20 protein-coding genes and 1 pseudogene are annotated in these 16,082 nt (G+C 42.5%); 17 read left to right on the top strand and 4 right to left on the bottom strand.

Annotation, left to right across the window (positions count from 1 at the left end; all coding sequences use genetic code 11):
• Positions 1 to 3: 3 nt before the first annotated feature.
• The 3 genes from Selli1_RS00945 to Selli1_RS00935 all read left to right on the top strand — a co-directional run bounded on the left by Selli1_RS00945 (position 4) and on the right by Selli1_RS00935 (position 2,283).
• A complete protein-coding gene (locus tag Selli1_RS00945; protein ID WP_191436011.1) occupies positions 4 to 546 on the top strand; it encodes a histidine phosphatase family protein in 543 nt (180 codons plus the stop codon).
• A gap of 31 nt (positions 547 to 577) precedes the next feature.
• Positions 578 to 1,318: a metallophosphoesterase gene (locus tag Selli1_RS00940; protein ID WP_204863619.1), complete on the top strand. Its 741-nt coding sequence runs from the start codon at positions 578 to 580 to the stop codon at positions 1,316 to 1,318.
• 80 nt (positions 1,319 to 1,398) lie between these two features.
• Entirely contained in the window at positions 1,399 to 2,283 is an 885-nt protein-coding gene (locus tag Selli1_RS00935; protein WP_204863620.1) for a NifB/NifX family molybdenum-iron cluster-binding protein, read from the top strand.
• Between the two features lie 112 nt (positions 2,284 to 2,395).
• On the opposite strand, the gene Selli1_RS00930 is transcribed toward Selli1_RS00935, so the two are convergent.
• Positions 2,396 to 3,775, bottom strand: a complete 1,380-nt coding sequence (locus Selli1_RS00930; protein ID WP_281872068.1) for an aldehyde dehydrogenase — start codon at positions 3,773 to 3,775, stop codon at positions 2,396 to 2,398.
• Complete coding sequence (locus tag Selli1_RS00925; RefSeq protein ID WP_281872067.1) at positions 3,756 to 5,042, bottom strand: iron-containing alcohol dehydrogenase; 1,287 nt, start codon at positions 5,040 to 5,042, stop codon at positions 3,756 to 3,758. Before Selli1_RS00925 ends, Selli1_RS00930 begins: the two co-directional genes overlap by 20 nt.
• Before the next feature lie 180 nt (positions 5,043 to 5,222).
• Between Selli1_RS00925 and Selli1_RS00920 the strand changes: the two genes are divergently transcribed.
• On the top strand, positions 5,223 to 5,426 hold the full coding sequence (locus Selli1_RS00920; RefSeq protein WP_138373997.1) for a hypothetical protein: 204 nt from the start codon (positions 5,223 to 5,225) through the stop codon (positions 5,424 to 5,426).
• Between the two features lie 14 nt (positions 5,427 to 5,440).
• Here the strand turns inward: Selli1_RS00920 and Selli1_RS00915 are convergent, their stop codons facing one another.
• Both Selli1_RS00915 and Selli1_RS00910 read right to left on the bottom strand, forming a co-directional pair.
• Positions 5,441 to 5,758, bottom strand: a complete 318-nt coding sequence (locus tag Selli1_RS00915; protein ID WP_281872066.1) for a hypothetical protein — start codon at positions 5,756 to 5,758, stop codon at positions 5,441 to 5,443.
• Positions 5,759 to 5,931: 173 nt separating this feature from the next.
• Positions 5,932 to 7,146 (bottom strand): annotated as a pseudogene (locus Selli1_RS00910) (IS4 family transposase); the annotation flags it as partial.
• 330 nt (positions 7,147 to 7,476) lie between these two features.
• Between Selli1_RS00910 and Selli1_RS00905 the strand changes: the two are divergent.
• The 13 genes from Selli1_RS00905 to Selli1_RS00845 all read left to right on the top strand — a co-directional run bounded on the left by Selli1_RS00905 (position 7,477) and on the right by Selli1_RS00845 (position 16,024).
• On the top strand, positions 7,477 to 8,871 hold the full coding sequence (locus Selli1_RS00905) for an ATP-binding protein (RefSeq protein ID WP_281872064.1): 1,395 nt from the start codon (positions 7,477 to 7,479) through the stop codon (positions 8,869 to 8,871).
• 316 nt (positions 8,872 to 9,187) lie between these two features.
• Entirely contained in the window at positions 9,188 to 9,562 is a 375-nt protein-coding gene (locus tag Selli1_RS00900) for a LexA family protein (RefSeq protein ID WP_281872062.1), read from the top strand.
• A 335-nt stretch (positions 9,563 to 9,897) separates the two neighbouring features.
• On the top strand, positions 9,898 to 10,683 hold the full coding sequence (locus tag Selli1_RS00895; RefSeq protein ID WP_015529850.1) for a ParA family protein: 786 nt from the start codon (positions 9,898 to 9,900) through the stop codon (positions 10,681 to 10,683).
• Positions 10,673 to 11,578, top strand: coding sequence for a ParB/RepB/Spo0J family partition protein (locus tag Selli1_RS00890; protein ID WP_281872061.1), 906 nt, complete (start codon positions 10,673 to 10,675; stop codon positions 11,576 to 11,578). The genes Selli1_RS00895 and Selli1_RS00890 overlap by 11 nt, the downstream gene beginning before the upstream one ends.
• Positions 11,575 to 11,709 (top strand): hypothetical protein, encoded by a 135-nt coding sequence (locus Selli1_RS00885; RefSeq protein ID WP_255420280.1) that lies wholly within the window; start codon positions 11,575 to 11,577, stop codon positions 11,707 to 11,709. The genes Selli1_RS00890 and Selli1_RS00885 overlap by 4 nt, the downstream gene beginning before the upstream one ends.
• Positions 11,710 to 11,713: 4 nt before the next feature.
• A complete protein-coding gene (locus tag Selli1_RS00880; RefSeq protein ID WP_164468309.1) occupies positions 11,714 to 11,875 on the top strand; it encodes a hypothetical protein in 162 nt (53 codons plus the stop codon).
• On the top strand, positions 11,872 to 12,183 hold the full coding sequence (locus Selli1_RS00875) for a DUF6050 family protein (RefSeq protein WP_022068206.1): 312 nt from the start codon (positions 11,872 to 11,874) through the stop codon (positions 12,181 to 12,183). The genes Selli1_RS00880 and Selli1_RS00875 overlap by 4 nt, the downstream gene beginning before the upstream one ends.
• 131 nt (positions 12,184 to 12,314) lie before the next feature.
• Complete coding sequence (locus tag Selli1_RS00870) at positions 12,315 to 12,713, top strand: hypothetical protein (protein ID WP_008688044.1); 399 nt, start codon at positions 12,315 to 12,317, stop codon at positions 12,711 to 12,713.
• Positions 12,714 to 12,726: 13 nt separating this feature from the next.
• The gene (locus Selli1_RS00865) at positions 12,727 to 13,125 is read left to right on the top strand and encodes a single-stranded DNA-binding protein (RefSeq protein WP_117470892.1); all 399 of its coding nucleotides are present in this window, start codon (positions 12,727 to 12,729) and stop codon (positions 13,123 to 13,125) included.
• A 13-nt stretch (positions 13,126 to 13,138) separates the two neighbouring features.
• Positions 13,139 to 13,531: a hypothetical protein gene (locus Selli1_RS00860; RefSeq protein ID WP_055060295.1), complete on the top strand. Its 393-nt coding sequence runs from the start codon at positions 13,139 to 13,141 to the stop codon at positions 13,529 to 13,531.
• A complete protein-coding gene (locus Selli1_RS00855) occupies positions 13,524 to 14,402 on the top strand; it encodes a replication initiator protein A (RefSeq protein ID WP_117579928.1) in 879 nt (292 codons plus the stop codon). Before Selli1_RS00860 ends, Selli1_RS00855 begins: the two co-directional genes overlap by 8 nt.
• Before the next feature lie 9 nt (positions 14,403 to 14,411).
• Positions 14,412 to 15,230, top strand: a complete 819-nt coding sequence (locus tag Selli1_RS00850) for a replication initiator protein A (protein ID WP_281872050.1) — start codon at positions 14,412 to 14,414, stop codon at positions 15,228 to 15,230.
• On the top strand, positions 15,230 to 16,024 hold the full coding sequence (locus tag Selli1_RS00845; RefSeq protein WP_281872048.1) for an ATP-binding protein: 795 nt from the start codon (positions 15,230 to 15,232) through the stop codon (positions 16,022 to 16,024). The genes Selli1_RS00850 and Selli1_RS00845 overlap by 1 nt, the downstream gene beginning before the upstream one ends.
• Positions 16,025 to 16,082 lie beyond the last annotated feature (58 nt).

The raw sequence follows: 16,082 nt of genomic DNA, 5'->3' as shown, positions 1-16,082 counted from the left end.
GATATGGGACATTTTTATTTTGTAAGACACGGGCAGACCGTTTGGAACGTAGAAGGTAAGATCTGTGGAAGGACAGATAGTGAACTGACCGAGTACGGTCATCAGCAGGCTGTGGAGACAGGCAGGAAATTTCTGGAAGAAGGCATCCAGGCGGATGAAATTCTGTATTCTCCGCTTGTCCGGGCAGCAGAGACAGCACGGCATATTTCTGAAATCATGGGGATTCCGGCAAAGGCAGAACCGCGGCTGATCGAGCAGCATTTCGGCAAATGGGAGGGTACATCTCCAAGAAATGCCGCTGATTTCCAGAAGGAAAAAGAACAGTTTGCCAGCCACCATGGAAACGGAGAATCGACGCTCCAGCTGGCCCAGAGAATCTATAATCTGCTGGATGACATCAAGGCAGAGTCAGACGAAAAGACGTACATTCTGGTTGCGCACAACGGAATCGCCAGAGTTGTACAGTCGTATTTTACCGACATGACGAACGAAGAATACGCGACATTTGGAGTGAAAAACTGCGAAATCCGCCGGTACGATTTCTAGTATAGATTTGAGCAGGGGGAGGTGATTCCGGATGGCATTGTATGCATTGGGGGATCTGCATTTAAGCTTTCAGGCAGACAAGCCGATGGACGCATTTGGAAAAGTGTGGAAACACCATGAACGTAAAATAGAAAAGTACGTGAATCGCATCGTGAGGCCGGAGGATACCCTTGTGCTGACCGGCGATCATTCCTGGGGCAGGAAGCTTTCAGAATGCCGGGAGGATCTTGATTTCATCGAACGGCTGCCGGGGCGGAAGATTCTGCTTCGGGGCAATCACGATATGTTCTGGGATGCGAAGAAGACCAGACGGCTGAATGAGGAATATGATGGACGGCTCTTCTTTTTGCAGAATAATTTTGCCGCCTATCAGGATTATGCGCTGGTAGGGACGAAAGGATATACGTTTGAAGGACCATTCTATCTGGATTTTCAGGGGAGAATCTTTGGATGGGATGAGGAACGAGAAGAGCAGGCGAAAAAGCTGGTTGCAAGAGAAATGGAGCGGCTTCAGGAGTCGTTCCATCAGGCGGAAGAGGCCGGATACCGGAAGTTTGTGATGTTTCTGCATTATCCGCCGACCAATGTTTTGGAGGGAACCTCGCCCTTTACCCGGATCGCGGAAGAGTACGGGGTGGAAGCGGTTGTGTATTCCCACTGTCATGGAGAACAGAGATTTGGAGACAGCATCCGGGGAACTTACCGGGGAATCCGATATTTTCTCGTGTCGGGAGATTACCTGAATTTTCATCCGGAGCAGATTCTGGCATAAAGACTTGGAAATCAGAGGATGATGTTTTATAATAGAATGGCCAGAATCAGAAATAGAAATCAATGAGGAGAAAAGAAGACATGAAAATAGCAGTAACTTATGATAATGGAAACGTTTTTCAGCATTTTGGAAAAACAGAAAATTTCAAAATTTACGAAGTGGAAGGTCAGAACGTGATTTCCAGCGAAGTGATCGGTTCCAATGGAACAGGACATGGCGCACTGGCAGGTCTTTTGGCAGAACAGGGTGTTAATGTGCTGATCTGCGGCGGAATCGGCGGTGGAGCACAGGCAGCCCTGGAAGAAGCAGGTATCGAATTATGTTCCGGAGCGGAAGGCGATGTGGATCAGGCAGTAGAAGCATATCTGAAGGGAGAACTGACTTCCTCCGGTGCAACCTGTGACCACCACCATGACGAGGAACACAGCTGCGGACATCACGGAGAAGAACATGACTGCGGTCAGCATGACGAAGAACATTCCTGCGGCGGCAGCTGCGGAAGCTGTGCCGGATGCGGATCCCACCAGCCTCCGATTACCGGACGCAATGCGGGTAAAATCTGTAAAACACATTATAGAGGAACCTTTAACGACGGCACCCAGTTTGATTCTTCTTACGATCGTGGAGAACCGCTGGAATTTATCTGCGGTGCAGGACAGATGATCCGTGGATTTGATGCCGCTGTCGCTAATATGGAAGTGGGAGAGATTGTAGATATTCATCTGATGCCGGAAGAAGCATACGGCATGCCGGATCCAAATGCCATTTTCATGATTGAAATGGCACAGCTGCCGGGATCAGAAGATCTGGAACCGGGTGAGAAAGTTTACCTTAGCGGTCAGTATGGACAGCCAATCCCGGTGACTGTCGTTGAAAAAGATGAGACATCCATCACATTTGACGCCAACCATGAGATGGCAGGAAAAGAACTGAATTTCCGGATCGAACTGGTTGAGGTAAAATAAACATACCCGAAGAGTGTCCGGATGATGAAAAAACCTGTCGCACAGCATAGCGTGCGGCAGGTTTTTGAATATAGAAAAAGTTTTGTGATTTCAAATCTTGTTTCCCAAAAGACTATTTCAGGAAGAAGCGTACCATTTTTTCATGCAGCTTCTGGTATGGCTGATAACGTATCGGCAGGTCAATCCAGGTTTTCTTATCTACGATACTCTTGTAGTGGGAGAAAGTATCAAAGCCGATTTTTCCATGATAAGCGCCCATGCCGCTTTCACCAAATCCTCCAAATCCCATTTCTGTAGTGGCAAGATGGATGATCGTATCATTGATGCAGCCACCGCCGAATCCGCAGCGGGAAGTCACTTTTTTTGCCGCCGCTTTGTCGGAAGTAAAGAAGTACAGCGCCAGTGGATGAGGCATGGAATTGATTTTACGGATCACGTCATCCAGGTTGTCAAATGTCAGAACCGGCATGAGAGGTCCGAAGATTTCCTCCTGCATGACTGCATCCTGAAAGGTCACATGATCCAGAACCGTAGGCTCGATGCGGAGTGTTTTCCGATCGAAGTTTCCACCATGCACAACCTTTTTCTCGTCAATCAGCCCAAGAATCCGGTCAAAATGTTTTTCGTTGATGATTTTACCGTAATTTGGATTCCGAAGCGGCTGTTTTCCATACTGCTTTTGAATCTGCTTTTGCACTTCTTTGATCAGTCTGTCCTTAACGGCACGGTGGCAGTAAATATAGTCCGGTGCAACACAGGTCTGTCCACAGTTCAGATATTTTCCGAAGACAATTCGTCTTGCTGCCAGTTTGATATCGGCAGTCTTGTCTACAATACACGGGCTCTTTCCACCCAGCTCTAACGTGACAGGCGTCAGATGTTCTGCCGCGTTTCGCATAACCTCTTTTCCAACGGCCTGGCTGCCGGTAAAGAAAATGTAGTCAAAGTGTTCCTTCAAAAGACAGGTATTCTCAGCCCGGCCTCCGGTTACAACAGCCACATACTGAGGATCAAAACACTGTGAAAGGATTTTCTGAAGCACCTCACTGGTGTACGGAGAATAGGCGCTTGGTTTTACGACAGCGGTATTTCCTGCAGCAAGGGCATCCACCAGCGGGGACAGCGTCAGCATAAACGGATAATTCCATGGGCTCATAATGAGTACAACACCGTAAGGTGACGGTTTCTGATAACTTCTGGAATGAAACTGAGCCAGCGGAGTACGAACTCTCTTTTCGCCTGCAAACCGTTGTACATGTTTCAGCATGTAGCTGATTTCCTCCAGAACGAGTCCGGTTTCACACATGTAGCTTTCAAACGCGCTTTTTCCAAGATCTTTTTTCAGTGCGTTATGAATTTCTTTTTCATTGGAAGAGATGGCAGCATATAGTTTGCGAAGTGCAGCAGTCCGCGCACTGACCGGAAGTGTCGCTCCGGTTTGAAAGTATTTCCTCTGTCTGGTAACAAGGTCTTTAATTTCCTGTTCCGTCATGTTTTGTCACTCCTTCCTCAACAACAGGTTCATTTGATTCTTCAAAATCTTCTGCTGAATCTGCCGGCTCAGGCATCAGCATATAGTAAAAGGTCTCAAGCTCTGCCGCATTCATCAGTACCGGAACCGGATAGAGCGGATTGGCCTCCTTGTCGGCGTAATGCGCCAGCTTAGGAACATCGGTTTCCCGGATTTCCGGAATATAATCACCGATGCCAAATCTCTTTTTCATATCCTGAATGGCCGAAATAAAGCGTTCGGCGGCCTCGTCACAAGGCGTGTCCTTGTCGGCCAGACCGGCGGCGACAGCCAGACGTGCAAGTTTCTTATGAATCGTTTCGCCATAGGCCTTTAACACCATTGGAAGAATGACTGCATTTGCAAGACCATGTGGTACATTGTATTCCCCGCCAAGAGAATGGGCAATGGCATGGACATATCCTACATAGGATTTGGTAAATGCACATCCGGCATAGAAAGAAGCCCGCAGCATGTTACGCCGTGCCTCCACGTTGCTTCCATCTTCATATACCGTATCAATGTTTTCAAAAATCAGTTTAACAGCCATAAGAGCGTCTTTGCGTGTTCCGTAAGTAGTGGAATTGCCGATGTATGCTTCCACAGCGTGGGTCAGAGCATCCATACCGGTAGTTGCGGTGATAAATGGAGGCAGACTTAACGTGACTTTCGGATCCAGAACCGCATACCGCGGGATCAGCGGAAAATCGTTGATCGCATATTTGTGGCGAGTCTGGGCGTCTGTGATTACTGCGGCCAGCGTCGTCTCACTTCCGGTACCGGCAGTAGTCGGAACAGCCATCAGAAGCGGCAGCTTTTTGTGGACTTTCAGAATTCCCTTCATTTTTGCAAGCGTCTGCTTTGGTTTGGCGATGCAGGCTCCGACTGCCTTGGCGCAGTCCATACTGGAACCACCGCCGAACCCGATAATACAGTCACAGCCTTCTGTTTTATAAAGATCGATGGCCTCGGACACATTCACAGTAGTAGGATTGGCTACGGTTTTATCGTAGATACAGTAGGGAATCCCATCACGATCCAGCGCCTTTTCCAGACGTACCGTCAGGCCAAGCTTACGGATGCCCGCATCTGTGATGATCAGGACTTTACTGCAGTTTTTTCTGCGGATCACTTCCGGCAGGACAGTCACGCTTCCAACGACCTTTGGTGTCCGGTAAGGCAGGAACGGAAGGGCAATCTTTAATCCGGTCTGAAACGTCCTGCAATATATTTTCTTTAGAGTATTCATGACAATTGATCCTTTCCGGCGCGGAGAACCACGCCCCTTTTTAGAGGCATTTTTACCAGAAAAATATTAGCATTTAAGGGGAGGGTTGTCAATATCAACGAGGGGAGTCGAGCATTCCGGACACACCGGAACAAATAAGGGTTACTGCCATGGATGCCATGCTTTCCAAAGGTTCTTTTTATGAAAGATGTATTTGAAAACCTGGAGGTTGTTGTGCTGAGCTTCAAAGAAGCAGAAGAAGGCGCCCATTTTGTCAAAACAGCAGAAGAGGCCGTTCAATATCTTGAGAGCAAGGACTTTAATTTTGCCTGTCGTATGCTCGGGAAACATTGCTGGAAAGACAGTAGCCCGCACTATTCCGTTTTAATGGGTATCTCAATTTGAGTGATATAATCGTCTTAGGTATCAATGACAAGCTCGTTGATACCTTTTTCATATGCAGAACCGCAAAATTGCAGATTGTTTTCCTTTGCATAGGCGAGAATTTCCGTATAACGTCCGGGTAAATTGTTCCAATCTCCTTTGCAAAAAGCCCTTAGATATTTTCCTTTTGGTTGAACATGAAGCCCCTTTCGGTGTGTAGGAAACGGTAACTCAATATAAAGGGCCGAATAGCCGTTAAGATTTCCGCAATACAGGTTTTCTACCGGCAGTATGGCGCCATAAGAAGCGTCATGCAAACGCCTCAACTGGTATTTCTTTGTTTCTGTTACCACCAATTCTATCTCTTGCTCAAAAGGTGTGTCATGCGATATAGGTACAGTTACAAGATAGTGTGTTTCTGGTTTTTCCACGAGTGGAAATTCAGATATATCTAACTAAGACTTCCCATACTTAAAATGGGCTTTGCACCTTGAAAATTCAATATTTCAGCTAACAAAATAGTGATTTATGCTCCTATAGACTCTGGATGGAGTGCGTTACGCAGATATTTCGGTAGTCTTGCTTCAAAATCAGCAGTAAAAGCTGTCAATTGCTCATCGCTGAGCTTTAAGATTTCCTGAAGACTTGCCATTAAGGCATCCATCAGGATGCCTAGTGATCTGCTAAAAGTAATGTCTGCCATTTCATCAACAAGAAAAAAGAACAATTCCCCAAGAGTTCTCTGATCTACATTTTGGCGCTGTTCCATTGCAAGTAACATATATCTGGTAAACACGATAGCCACGTGAGCTGTCAGTGCATCATAGGATAAGCTACGGCATTCTCCAATCAGGTTCAGCATAGATTTGCAGGTCTTGAAGAAAACCTCAATCTGCCAGCGCTTTCCATAAATACGGATAATCTCTTCTTCGGAAAGGGTCGTATCTGTACAGATAAAAGCAAGCCAGTCCTTGCGATTTGCTTTATTCCTTACGCAAACGATTTTCGCCGGAATAGGATTCTCTTTTCCTACCATGACGTCAACAGAAAGCAGATACTTTGATCGGCCACGGCGTTTTTTGTTCCTGGAATAGACCTCTTTGATGTTCAACTGTTCACCACAGTACGAATACTTGATGCGGCTGCTTTTCTTAATCATAGCGATCACATCCATATCTTTTGAATGGATGGCTGTGATCTGTGCCGGGTTGGAAAACCAGGAATCAAAAAGGACATAATCAGCCTTTAGTCCTGCACTGAGGGCAGTATCCAACAAAGTCATCATTGCTTCTGGTGCTTTTGTCTGAGCAAGCTTACGCCTTTTTCCTGCAATAGTCCTATTATCAAAGTTCTTTACCGGACCGATAATATTTGTTTCTTTTGCAGATGCTAAGAGGCAGCTGTTTACCGGAATCAATGTGTTTCCATCACTCCAGCTTAAAGTAAGCATCCGAAACCCTTTTTTGAAATGCATATCGGTATGGTCAAATACTTTTGATCCCAGTTCTGTTTTCTTACAACTGGTTCGACTAAAAAGGCTATCATCAATGATGAACACATTTTTCCTGTTATCATCTGTTAGAGCTTTGAGATCATTATTAACGATATCCGCAGCAAGAAGAGAAGTAAAACGGAGCCAGTTTGTTTTTACCGAATTAAGGAACCGGTAAAAAGTGTTCTTTGAAAAACCTTCCTTAAAGGAACCGGTCCGCTGCTGCATATACATACTTCTTAAGGTCTGTGCAGGTCCTACATTTTATCGCTGGGTGTTTGGAGCCGGTGGGAAAATCCTGATCGAGAGTCCAATTGAAACACGTAATGAATATAGTGAAATGCTTCAAAAGGCACTTAATCAACTATAGAAAGCAGGAGAAAATTAGAGAAGTATCCAGATATTAGGCATGTGCCTTCGCATATCTGAAAGATAGCTCATAGTTGTGTATGGTTCGTTATATCCGAAAATAGTTATTCGAATAAAATCGAGTCGGAACAAACCGAATAAGAATTGAAAAAACACAAAAACATGTTATAATATATTCGAACGAAACCGAGTCGGAGGTGACCGAATAAAATGAAATTCATTGGGAGAAAGGAACAGCTGAGAAAGCTTAATCGAGCAATTGCCAACACTAATAAAGAGGAAGCGATGCAAACCGTCTTGATCTATGGTCGAAGACGGGTGGGAAAAAGTGAGCTGGTGAAGCAGCTTCTCAAAAGTACAACGTGCCAAAGCATTTATTATGAGTGCAAGCAGGTGGCAGAAGAAAGCAACGCACAGGGAATCTGCAATATTTTATCGGAAGAGTTACATCTTCCAAAACTTGGATATCAATCCATAGAGGAGGTTCTTGAGTACATCTTTCAAAGATCATGCGAAGAGAATATGATTTTTGTTCTGGATGAATATCCTTATCTGAGAGAAAACATCAAGGGAATGGACAGCATTCTGCAGGCGATGATTGATAAATACAGAGACTCTGCAAAACTCACATTTATTATTTTGGGATCATTTGTAGAAATCATGAGAAATCTGATGGAACCCTCTAATCCTTTGTATGGCCGTATTGATCTTACGATCAACCTAAAGCCTATGGATTATTATGAGTCTGCCGAGTTTTATCCGGCATTTTCCGAAGAGGACCGAATAAAGATTTATTCTGTATTTGGAGGTATCCCATATTACAATCGTTTAGTGGATGATTCCATTTCTGTTGAAGAGAACCTGCTGGAACTTTTGGTGGTTCCAGAGGCGCGTTTGGAAAATGAGGTTTCCATGTACTTAAACGCAGAAATCTCCAAAATTACAAACGCAAACGAGGTATTTGAAGCTTTGTCCAGGGGATATACCAAGTATAAAGATATTCTCGATCAATCTCATGTATCCAGTGGTCCGACATTAGTGGATGTACTTGATAAACTCTCTAAGATGGAGGTGGTCGAGAAAAGAACGCCGATTAATGATGAGGGAAATAAAAGAAAAGCAAGCTACCATATCAGTGATCCGCTTTCAGCATTTTATTACCGGTATATTTTTCGGTATGCTTCGCAAAGAAAGATCATGGATCCGTCGATTTTTTATGAGAAATATATCCGCGAGGATTTTGAATCCTTCTATGTTCCGCATTATTTCGAAGAAATTTGTAAGCAGTACTTGATCCGAAAGAACAGGGCAGGAGAGATTTCTCCGGTGATTGAGAAAATTGGAAAATACTACTATGACCTTCCGGCAGAGAAAAGAAACGGAGAATTTGATGTTGTAACAGAGGACGAAAACGGATATGTTTTTTATGAAGTAAAATTCCGAAAAGAAACGATTCCGACGGCAATTGTTCGAGAAGAAATCGAACAGGTAAAGGCAACAGGAATGAATTGCTATAAATATGTGTTTGTTTCAAAATCTCCAGTTGACTTGGAGGGAATAGAAGAAACAGTGGAAGTCATAAGACTAACGAATTTATGGAATTGAAATCTAAGAGTTCTCTATCAAGGTCGTGTCCTCGAATATTCCATCATATTTATTGGTTACTCTATTTCAGATCCTGATGTTCAGCAGATCCTTGGCGATGCAGTAGAATGTCTTTCCTTAGATAAGATAGATTCTATTCAAAAAAAGTTTTGTGTTTTCCCTGAAAATGAGAAGTAAGATGTGTGAGGTGTTGCCATACGGCGACACCTCCTTTCTTTTTGCAAAAAACATGTTGCAGCAACAGAACATATGTTCTATAATAATCCTATCGAAAACAAATTGTTCGCATTAGAACTTAGAAAGAGAGGATCCTTTTATGAGACATAAGGACCCGGAGCTAATGAACAGGATAAAGCAGTATATCAGTGAATATTATCTGGAGAATGCTGGTGCGATGCCGACAATCACGCAGATTGCCAATGCGATGGAGGTTGTGCGTAGCACCGCTTACACCTATCTCGTAGCCATGGACAGGCAGGGACTGATCCGTTATCAGGATGGAAAGGTATCTGTCCGGGAACTGGATAAGATCCTGGTTGATTCGGAACAGGTAGATGCTGTCGGAGAGATCAACTGTGGTGAGCCCGCTCTGGAAGAAGCAAACCTTCTTTACCGGACATCACTTCCAACAGCCATCTTTGGTAAAGGACCCTTGCCATGCACTGGCAGCACTACTTCAATCATGTGGTGAAGAAGTATAATGGGATCTACAAACTGCAGCTTCCCAATATCACAGCTCATGGTCGAGTTATAATAAGGACAAGTTAGAAAACTCCAGTAAATACAAGGGGTTGCACTAATTTAGTCCTTATTTTTAACTCCCTGAAAAAGGGAAAAATAAGGCAGCGCTGTCATTCCAGAATATGAATTATTACAGATCCAGACTGGAAATGGATTTGTGTAAGACAAGAGTAAAAACAACAGAATTATTGTAATTATAGGACTGAATTAGCTCGCATGGAATATAGATTCCGGTTGTCTAATTCAGTCCTCTTTTTGATTGACGACGATGAAAGGTGATGAAAAATGGCTAGAATTATTTCTATTGTAAACCAAAAAGGGGGAACTGGAAAATCCGCATGTACAGCTAATTTAGCAGTAGGATTAGCACAAAAGAATATGAAAGTGTTGATTGTAGATGCCGATCCACAGTCTGATGTATCCGCAGGATTTGGATATCGTGATTGTGATGACAGTAATGAAACACTTACAGCTCTTATGGATGCAGTAATGAAAGATGAAGATATTCCTTCAGACTGTTATATCAGACATCAGGCAGAGGGAATAGATATTATCTGTTCTAACATTGGACTGGCAGGTACGGAAGTACAGTTGGTAAATGCAATGAGCAGGGAATATGTATTGAAACAGATTTTATATGGTATCAAGGATCAATATGATGCAGTCATTATTGACTGTATGCCATCATTGGGAATGATTACGATCAATGCGCTGGCTGCATCAGATGAAGTCCTCATTCCAGTTGAAGCGTCCTACCTGCCAATCAAAGGCTTGCAGCAGTTGTTAAAAACGATCGGTAAGGTTCGTAAGCAGATTAATCCGAAGTTGCAAGTCGGTGGGATTCTGTTCACGATGGTCGATGCGCATACAAATGATGCCAGAAATAATATGGAACTTCTCAGAAATGTATATGGAAGTCAAATTCATATCTTTGATAATTATATTCCATTTTCTGTAAGAATGAAGGAAGCAGTCAGAGAAGGACAGAGTATTTTCTCTTATGATCCGAAAGGCAAAGCTACAGAGGCTTATCGGAGAGTGACGGAGGAGGTGCTAGAAGATGCCATCTAAAAAAAGAGCAACTCCCATTTCCTTACAGCCACTTGATGCGTTGTTTGGAACAAACGAAGAAACAAACAATGGAATTTGCGAGATAAAAATAGGAAGCCTTCATCCATTTCCAAATCACCCGTTTCAAGTAAAAGATGATAAGAAAATGGAAGAATTATCAGAAAGCATTACACAATATGGCGTGTTGGTTCCTGGTATTGTGCGGTTGAGAGAGTCTGGTGGTTATGAGCTGGTAGCTGGTCATCGGCGAAAACGAGCATGTGAACTTGCTGGACTAGAGAAAATGCCGGTTATCATCAAAGATCTTACAGATGATGAAGCGACGGTGATTATGGTAGATTCCAACATTCAACGAGAAGAGCTGCTGATCAGCGAAAAGGCATTTGCTTATAAAATGAAATATGAGGCGTTAAAGCGTCAGGGAAAACGATCTGATTTAACTTCTTGCCAAGTTGGCAAGAAGTTAGCGGCGGAAGAAGTCAGTCAGAATACAGGAGATAGTTCCAGACAGATTCTTCGATATATTCATCTGACAGAGTTGATCGCAGAGTTTTTAGAATTGGCAGACGAGAAGAAGCTTCCCTTTAATACAGCTGTTGAAGTTTCCTATTTGAGAACTGAAGAGCAGCAGATATTACTTCAGTATATGCATAATCACAATATAGTACCGTCCATGAAGCAGGCAAAGGAATTTAAACAGATTTCAAAAGAACGGATGTTGACGTATTCAGAGATTGACCAGATTTGCATGAATGAAAGTATTGGAAAAGTTCAGGTGCAGATTCCGGCGAAGAAATTGAAACAATATTTTCCAGAGACATATACAAAGACTCAGATGGAAGAAATTATATTTATGCTTCTGGCATCGTGGGCAGAAAGAGAGGGTAAAGAATGAACAATGAAGATATGGCAAGTAGAATACAAGTCTATCTGAAAAAGATAGAAAAGATACGTGTTAAACGGATAAAAAGAGAGAAATTTAAACATTTGTTGAAAACATTAGGATTATCAGCAGGAAGGAAGTGAAAGTATGGCTTTAAAAATTGTACGAAGATATGATGCGAACGGAAGGGAGCTTACGGAGAAAGATTTGGAAACCTTTCGATTGGATTCTCCTGTGGTTAGAGAAATACTGGCAAACCTTAATCGGGAGGTGGCGGAAGGAATCAGACAGAGGGAGAAAAAAAGATGACGATTGAAGATGTAATTAAAAAATCAATTCTGCCACTGGCATTTATGGTATTCTGGTTTTGGATGACAAAAACAATTATGAAAGTCAGTGGGCAGACGGATTGGTTCTGGTGGGTATTTATTGCCGGATTACCATTTGGAATACATAAAATGCGGTTGATTCTGATTCCGAGAGGAATGGATACCACAGCAACGCTTGGGATGGCTGCATTAAGTGTCATTATTGGAGCATTGATTGGAAGTATCATGATTCCAGTGTATGTGATCAGAGCGATATACGTGTTTATACGGTATGTCATTGGAAAATAGAATATTAAATTGATAAGAGGCAGGCTTGCGAAAACAAAAATCGTAAGTCTGCCTCTTTTTTTGTGCTTAAAAACAGGCAATTCAGGGGAATTCCCTTTTGCAAATATATATATTTTTGGAGGATTTTTAAGATGAGAGAGCGAATTGAAAGTAAGCATGTAACAAAGGAAATCAAAAGTCAGATGCCAGTGATTCCGGTGGCAATTGTTAAAGAAAGAGGCTGTACCTTCTGCCCATATTATCTGGGCAATTATGAGAAACAGCCACGCTGTATGATGAAAACCTGTGCCTGGGATGATGAAAATGAGCGTTTCCATCCAGTTCTTCGTGAACTGATCCCATTTTACAAAGAGAAGATGGAAAAAGCAGAAGAAAAGTTCCTGGCAATGAAAAAGATTTACACAACACTGTTAGGAATGTTTGCCGATGAAATGAAGCAAGAAGAGTTGGAAAAAGATGAATGTTACGGATGTGCCTATGGAAAATGTGGACCATGTATCGGTATCTGTTACAAATCAATGAAAGCATAGGAGGGGTAAGCCAATGAATACAATAGTTATTTCCGGGCGATTAGTAAGAAATCCCGGATACAACGAAGTGGAGAATGAAAAAGGACTTCATAAGATTGCCAAGTTTGTTCTGGCAGTCAGAAGAAATTATTCCGATGAAGTCAGTTTCATTCCGGTAAAGGCTTTTGCAAAGAAAGCAGAATTTGCCAGAGATTATCTGATGCAGGGCACGAAGGTCATGGTGGAAGGCGAGATTGTCACAGGTAATTATGAAGATAAGGATACCGGGAAAAAAATCTATACCACCGAAGTGTATGCAAACCGGATTGAATTCGCAGGTGCAAAAATGGTTGACAGACCACCGTTTCCAGAAGATGCGGAAGGGTTCTTAGAGATCCCAGAGGGCATGGAAGAAGAAATGCCGTTTAGATAGAGGAGGATAAAAGATGGTTTCAGTAGATCAGGCGTATATGGTAGGGCATATGAAAAATGCCGATGGAAGTATCAATAACAAAAATGTAGTGCTGTCAGCAGCATGTGAAGCAGCGGAACTGTTCCAGTGCATGATGTCAGTAAATCAGAAACTGGAGGACTGGCAGAGATTTAACCACACCTTGGAGCAGCATCTTAGAAGTGTGGAATGTGAGAAAATCCATGATATCTGTCAGGCAGTATATGGAATGAAACATCCGTCCGATGAACTGGAAGGATTGTATCTGGCAAGAGAGGATGAACAGATATGCCTTCTGTACTATCAGGTATTTGTAGGGATGTTGGAAATCAATATCAATTCAGCTGAAGTGCTGTACAAACAGAAGGAGGAAACAATCAATGAGTAAGATGGAGTATATGCCGGTAGATTGTCTGCAGGTGCCGAAGGTGCTGTTCCAAATGGAAAAATACAAAAATCTGTCAAATACAGCAAAGATTTTATACAGCTTATTTCTGGATCGTTTGAAATTTGCGGTGCAGAATGATTGGGTAGATGGTAAGGGGGATTTGTATGTAATCTATCCAAAAAGTGAAATGAAGAAAGACCTGAATACAACTAGATATGGGGTAGATCAGGCAGTACAGGAACTGGTGGATGTTGGAAATCTGGTGCGTATCATTCCGAACAATGGAAAGGCAAACCACTTTTATATCAACGATATTTATGAAAATGAGATGGAGGAAGAATCAATGATGACATTAGACAGCATTATGGCAAATATGCCGATGGAAGAAAGAGAAATCATTATGGACAAAATGGTGAAAGCATCCAGAGATATTCTGGAAACAATTGCAGATATGGGATATCTGGATGAATATGAGACACCACTGACTTCAATGGAAGAAAGAAATTATCGAGATGAGCTGGGACAGCTTGATGTTGATCAGATTTCCTGTGATGGCTATGAATTTGGCATGGATCTGGCGTTTGGAATTCTTGAAGAGAATGAGGAAAATGCTGATAGAGTACTGGATATTCAGCAATATGTGAACAGGCAGAATAAAAAGTGTTCAAAAAAGAAATTTATGAAAGTTCTGGAGACTCTGGTACACGCAATAGGAAATGATGAAGGATTTATTGCCGATATGTATGCGTGTGATAAAGAGGCTAGGAAAATCTATTTGGAAGAAGCGATGAATGCATTCAATTATGTGCTTGATGAATTATGTCATGGTACAGGCAGTGCTGCAAATTGTGATTTTGATGTAGAAGAGTAGGAAAATATTATGGCAGATTTTGAATATTTCAGAGCAGAAGAATCTGACCAGTTTTCTTTCTTTCGGATACCAAAAGCTCTGTTCACAGAAAAAGAGTTTGCAAGCCTGTCTACAGACGCAAAGCTCCTTTACGGAATTCTGCTTGATCGAATCAGCCTATCCAAGAAAAATGGATGGATTGATAGTGATGGTTATGTCTATATCATTTACACGATCGCAGAATTGCAGGAACTATTGCGAATGTCGCATACGACAGTGACAAAGCTTCTTTATGAGCTTGACAGTGTGCATGGGATTGGATTGATTGAACGGTATCGGCAGGGGAATAATCGTCCCTCTGTCATATACGTGAAAAATTTTGTGAAACGGATTAGAGGAAAGCCCGTAAGATACTTTGCTTCTGGAACGCCAGAAACTGGAAATCCGGACTGCAAGGAATTGGAAATCCGGATTGCAAGAAACTGGAAGTCCGGAACGCAAAAAAATAGAAGTCCGGAACGCAAGAATCTGGATGGAAGTAATACTAAGATAAATAAGACTGAAAAGAATCATACTGATAAGAGTAAGGGCAATACTCCCGCTCTGGAAGAAAAATTCAGTCAGTATGGTAGATTTAAAAATGTTGTTCTGTCGGAAGCTGAACTGCAGGAGTTGATGACAATATTTCCATGGGATTATCAGAAACGGATTGATCATCTTTCTGTTTATATGAAATCCAGTGGAAAAGAGTATCAGAATCATTTTGCAACAATCTGTCTTTGGGCAGAACGGGATGGCGCCAGGGCAGGAATTGACAAATATGAATTTCAGGAAGGAGAAAGCCTGTGATGGAAAATAAAGTAACAGCAGATTATCTGGATGAAGAGGGATGTCTTCATTGTGGCATCTGTGGAAAAAGAAAACAGATGAAAGTTAGTCTGATGGGATTTGAGCATGTAGTGTCCTGTTTGTGTGAATGCGAGGTAAAAGCCAGGCAGGAACTTGATGAGAAGATGCAGCGGGAAGAAGCACAGCGGCAGCTTTATCAGAGAAAATCCATCGGACTTCGGGAAAAAAGATTCTGGGAATGGAAATTTGAAAATGACAATGGAAGCAACCAGAAGATACTAATCGCCAGGCAGTATGTAGAAAACTGGACAGATATGAAGAGAAAAAATGTAGGACTGCTTCTGATGGGACCAGTTGGAACCGGGAAGAGTTTTTTTGCAGGCTGTATAGCAAATGCACTTTTGGAACAGGGAGAACGTGTCATGATGACAAATTTTTCCAGGATCTTAAATGAAATGACCAGCTATCAGGCAAATAAGAACCAGATCATACAAAATCTTGTGGATTATCCATTGCTGATTATTGATGATTTAGGAATAGAACGAAATTCTGAGTTTGCTTTGGAGCAGGTCTATAATGTGATAGACAGCCGTTATTGTAAAATGCTTCCGCTGATCGTAACAACGAATCTGGGACTGAATGAAATGAAATCTACAGATTTGGATACTGCCCATCAGCGCATTTACAGCAGAATACTTGAAATGTGTGTTCCAATCTATTGTGGTGGGGAAGACAAGAGAAAAGAAGAAGGGACAGAAAAACTCGTACAGGTGCAGTACCTGATTACCGGTTAATCTGTCCTTTTTCATTGAAGGGGGGTGATTGCCATGATTACAGATCTGGACAGCAGTT

Source organism: Sellimonas catena, from assembly GCF_027924685.1.
Taxonomy (GTDB): Bacteria; Bacillota; Clostridia; order Lachnospirales; family Lachnospiraceae; genus Sellimonas; species Sellimonas catena.
The sequence above is the reverse complement of the archived record's forward strand: the minus strand, read 5'-3'. Positions and strand labels throughout refer to the sequence as shown.

Bases quoted from the DNA above. Each gene is read 5' to 3' on its own strand.
- Selli1_RS00945 (WP_191436011.1), top strand. From the start codon at position 4: ATGGGACATTTTTATTTTGTAAGACACGGGCAGACCGTTTGGAACGTA.
- Selli1_RS00940 (WP_204863619.1), top strand. From the start codon at position 578: ATGGCATTGTATGCATTGGGGGATCTGCATTTAAGCTTTCAGGCAGAC.
- Selli1_RS00935 (WP_204863620.1), top strand. From the start codon at position 1,399: ATGAAAATAGCAGTAACTTATGATAATGGAAACGTTTTTCAGCATTTT.
- Selli1_RS00930 (WP_281872068.1), bottom strand. From the start codon at position 3,775: ATGACGGAACAGGAAATTAAAGACCTTGTTACCAGACAGAGGAAATAC.
- Selli1_RS00925 (WP_281872067.1), bottom strand. From the start codon at position 5,042: ATGAATACTCTAAAGAAAATATATTGCAGGACGTTTCAGACCGGATTA.
- Selli1_RS00920 (WP_138373997.1), top strand. From the start codon at position 5,223: ATGAAAGATGTATTTGAAAACCTGGAGGTTGTTGTGCTGAGCTTCAAA.
- Selli1_RS00905 (WP_281872064.1), top strand. From the start codon at position 7,477: ATGAAATTCATTGGGAGAAAGGAACAGCTGAGAAAGCTTAATCGAGCA.
- Selli1_RS00900 (WP_281872062.1), top strand. From the start codon at position 9,188: ATGAGACATAAGGACCCGGAGCTAATGAACAGGATAAAGCAGTATATC.
- Selli1_RS00895 (WP_015529850.1), top strand. From the start codon at position 9,898: ATGGCTAGAATTATTTCTATTGTAAACCAAAAAGGGGGAACTGGAAAA.
- Selli1_RS00890 (WP_281872061.1), top strand. From the start codon at position 10,673: ATGCCATCTAAAAAAAGAGCAACTCCCATTTCCTTACAGCCACTTGAT.
- Selli1_RS00885 (WP_255420280.1), top strand. From the start codon at position 11,575: ATGAACAATGAAGATATGGCAAGTAGAATACAAGTCTATCTGAAAAAG.
- Selli1_RS00880 (WP_164468309.1), top strand. From the start codon at position 11,714: ATGGCTTTAAAAATTGTACGAAGATATGATGCGAACGGAAGGGAGCTT.
- Selli1_RS00875 (WP_022068206.1), top strand. From the start codon at position 11,872: ATGACGATTGAAGATGTAATTAAAAAATCAATTCTGCCACTGGCATTT.
- Selli1_RS00870 (WP_008688044.1), top strand. From the start codon at position 12,315: ATGAGAGAGCGAATTGAAAGTAAGCATGTAACAAAGGAAATCAAAAGT.
- Selli1_RS00865 (WP_117470892.1), top strand. From the start codon at position 12,727: ATGAATACAATAGTTATTTCCGGGCGATTAGTAAGAAATCCCGGATAC.
- Selli1_RS00860 (WP_055060295.1), top strand. From the start codon at position 13,139: ATGGTTTCAGTAGATCAGGCGTATATGGTAGGGCATATGAAAAATGCC.
- Selli1_RS00855 (WP_117579928.1), top strand. From the start codon at position 13,524: ATGAGTAAGATGGAGTATATGCCGGTAGATTGTCTGCAGGTGCCGAAG.
- Selli1_RS00850 (WP_281872050.1), top strand. From the start codon at position 14,412: ATGGCAGATTTTGAATATTTCAGAGCAGAAGAATCTGACCAGTTTTCT.
- Selli1_RS00845 (WP_281872048.1), top strand. From the start codon at position 15,230: ATGGAAAATAAAGTAACAGCAGATTATCTGGATGAAGAGGGATGTCTT.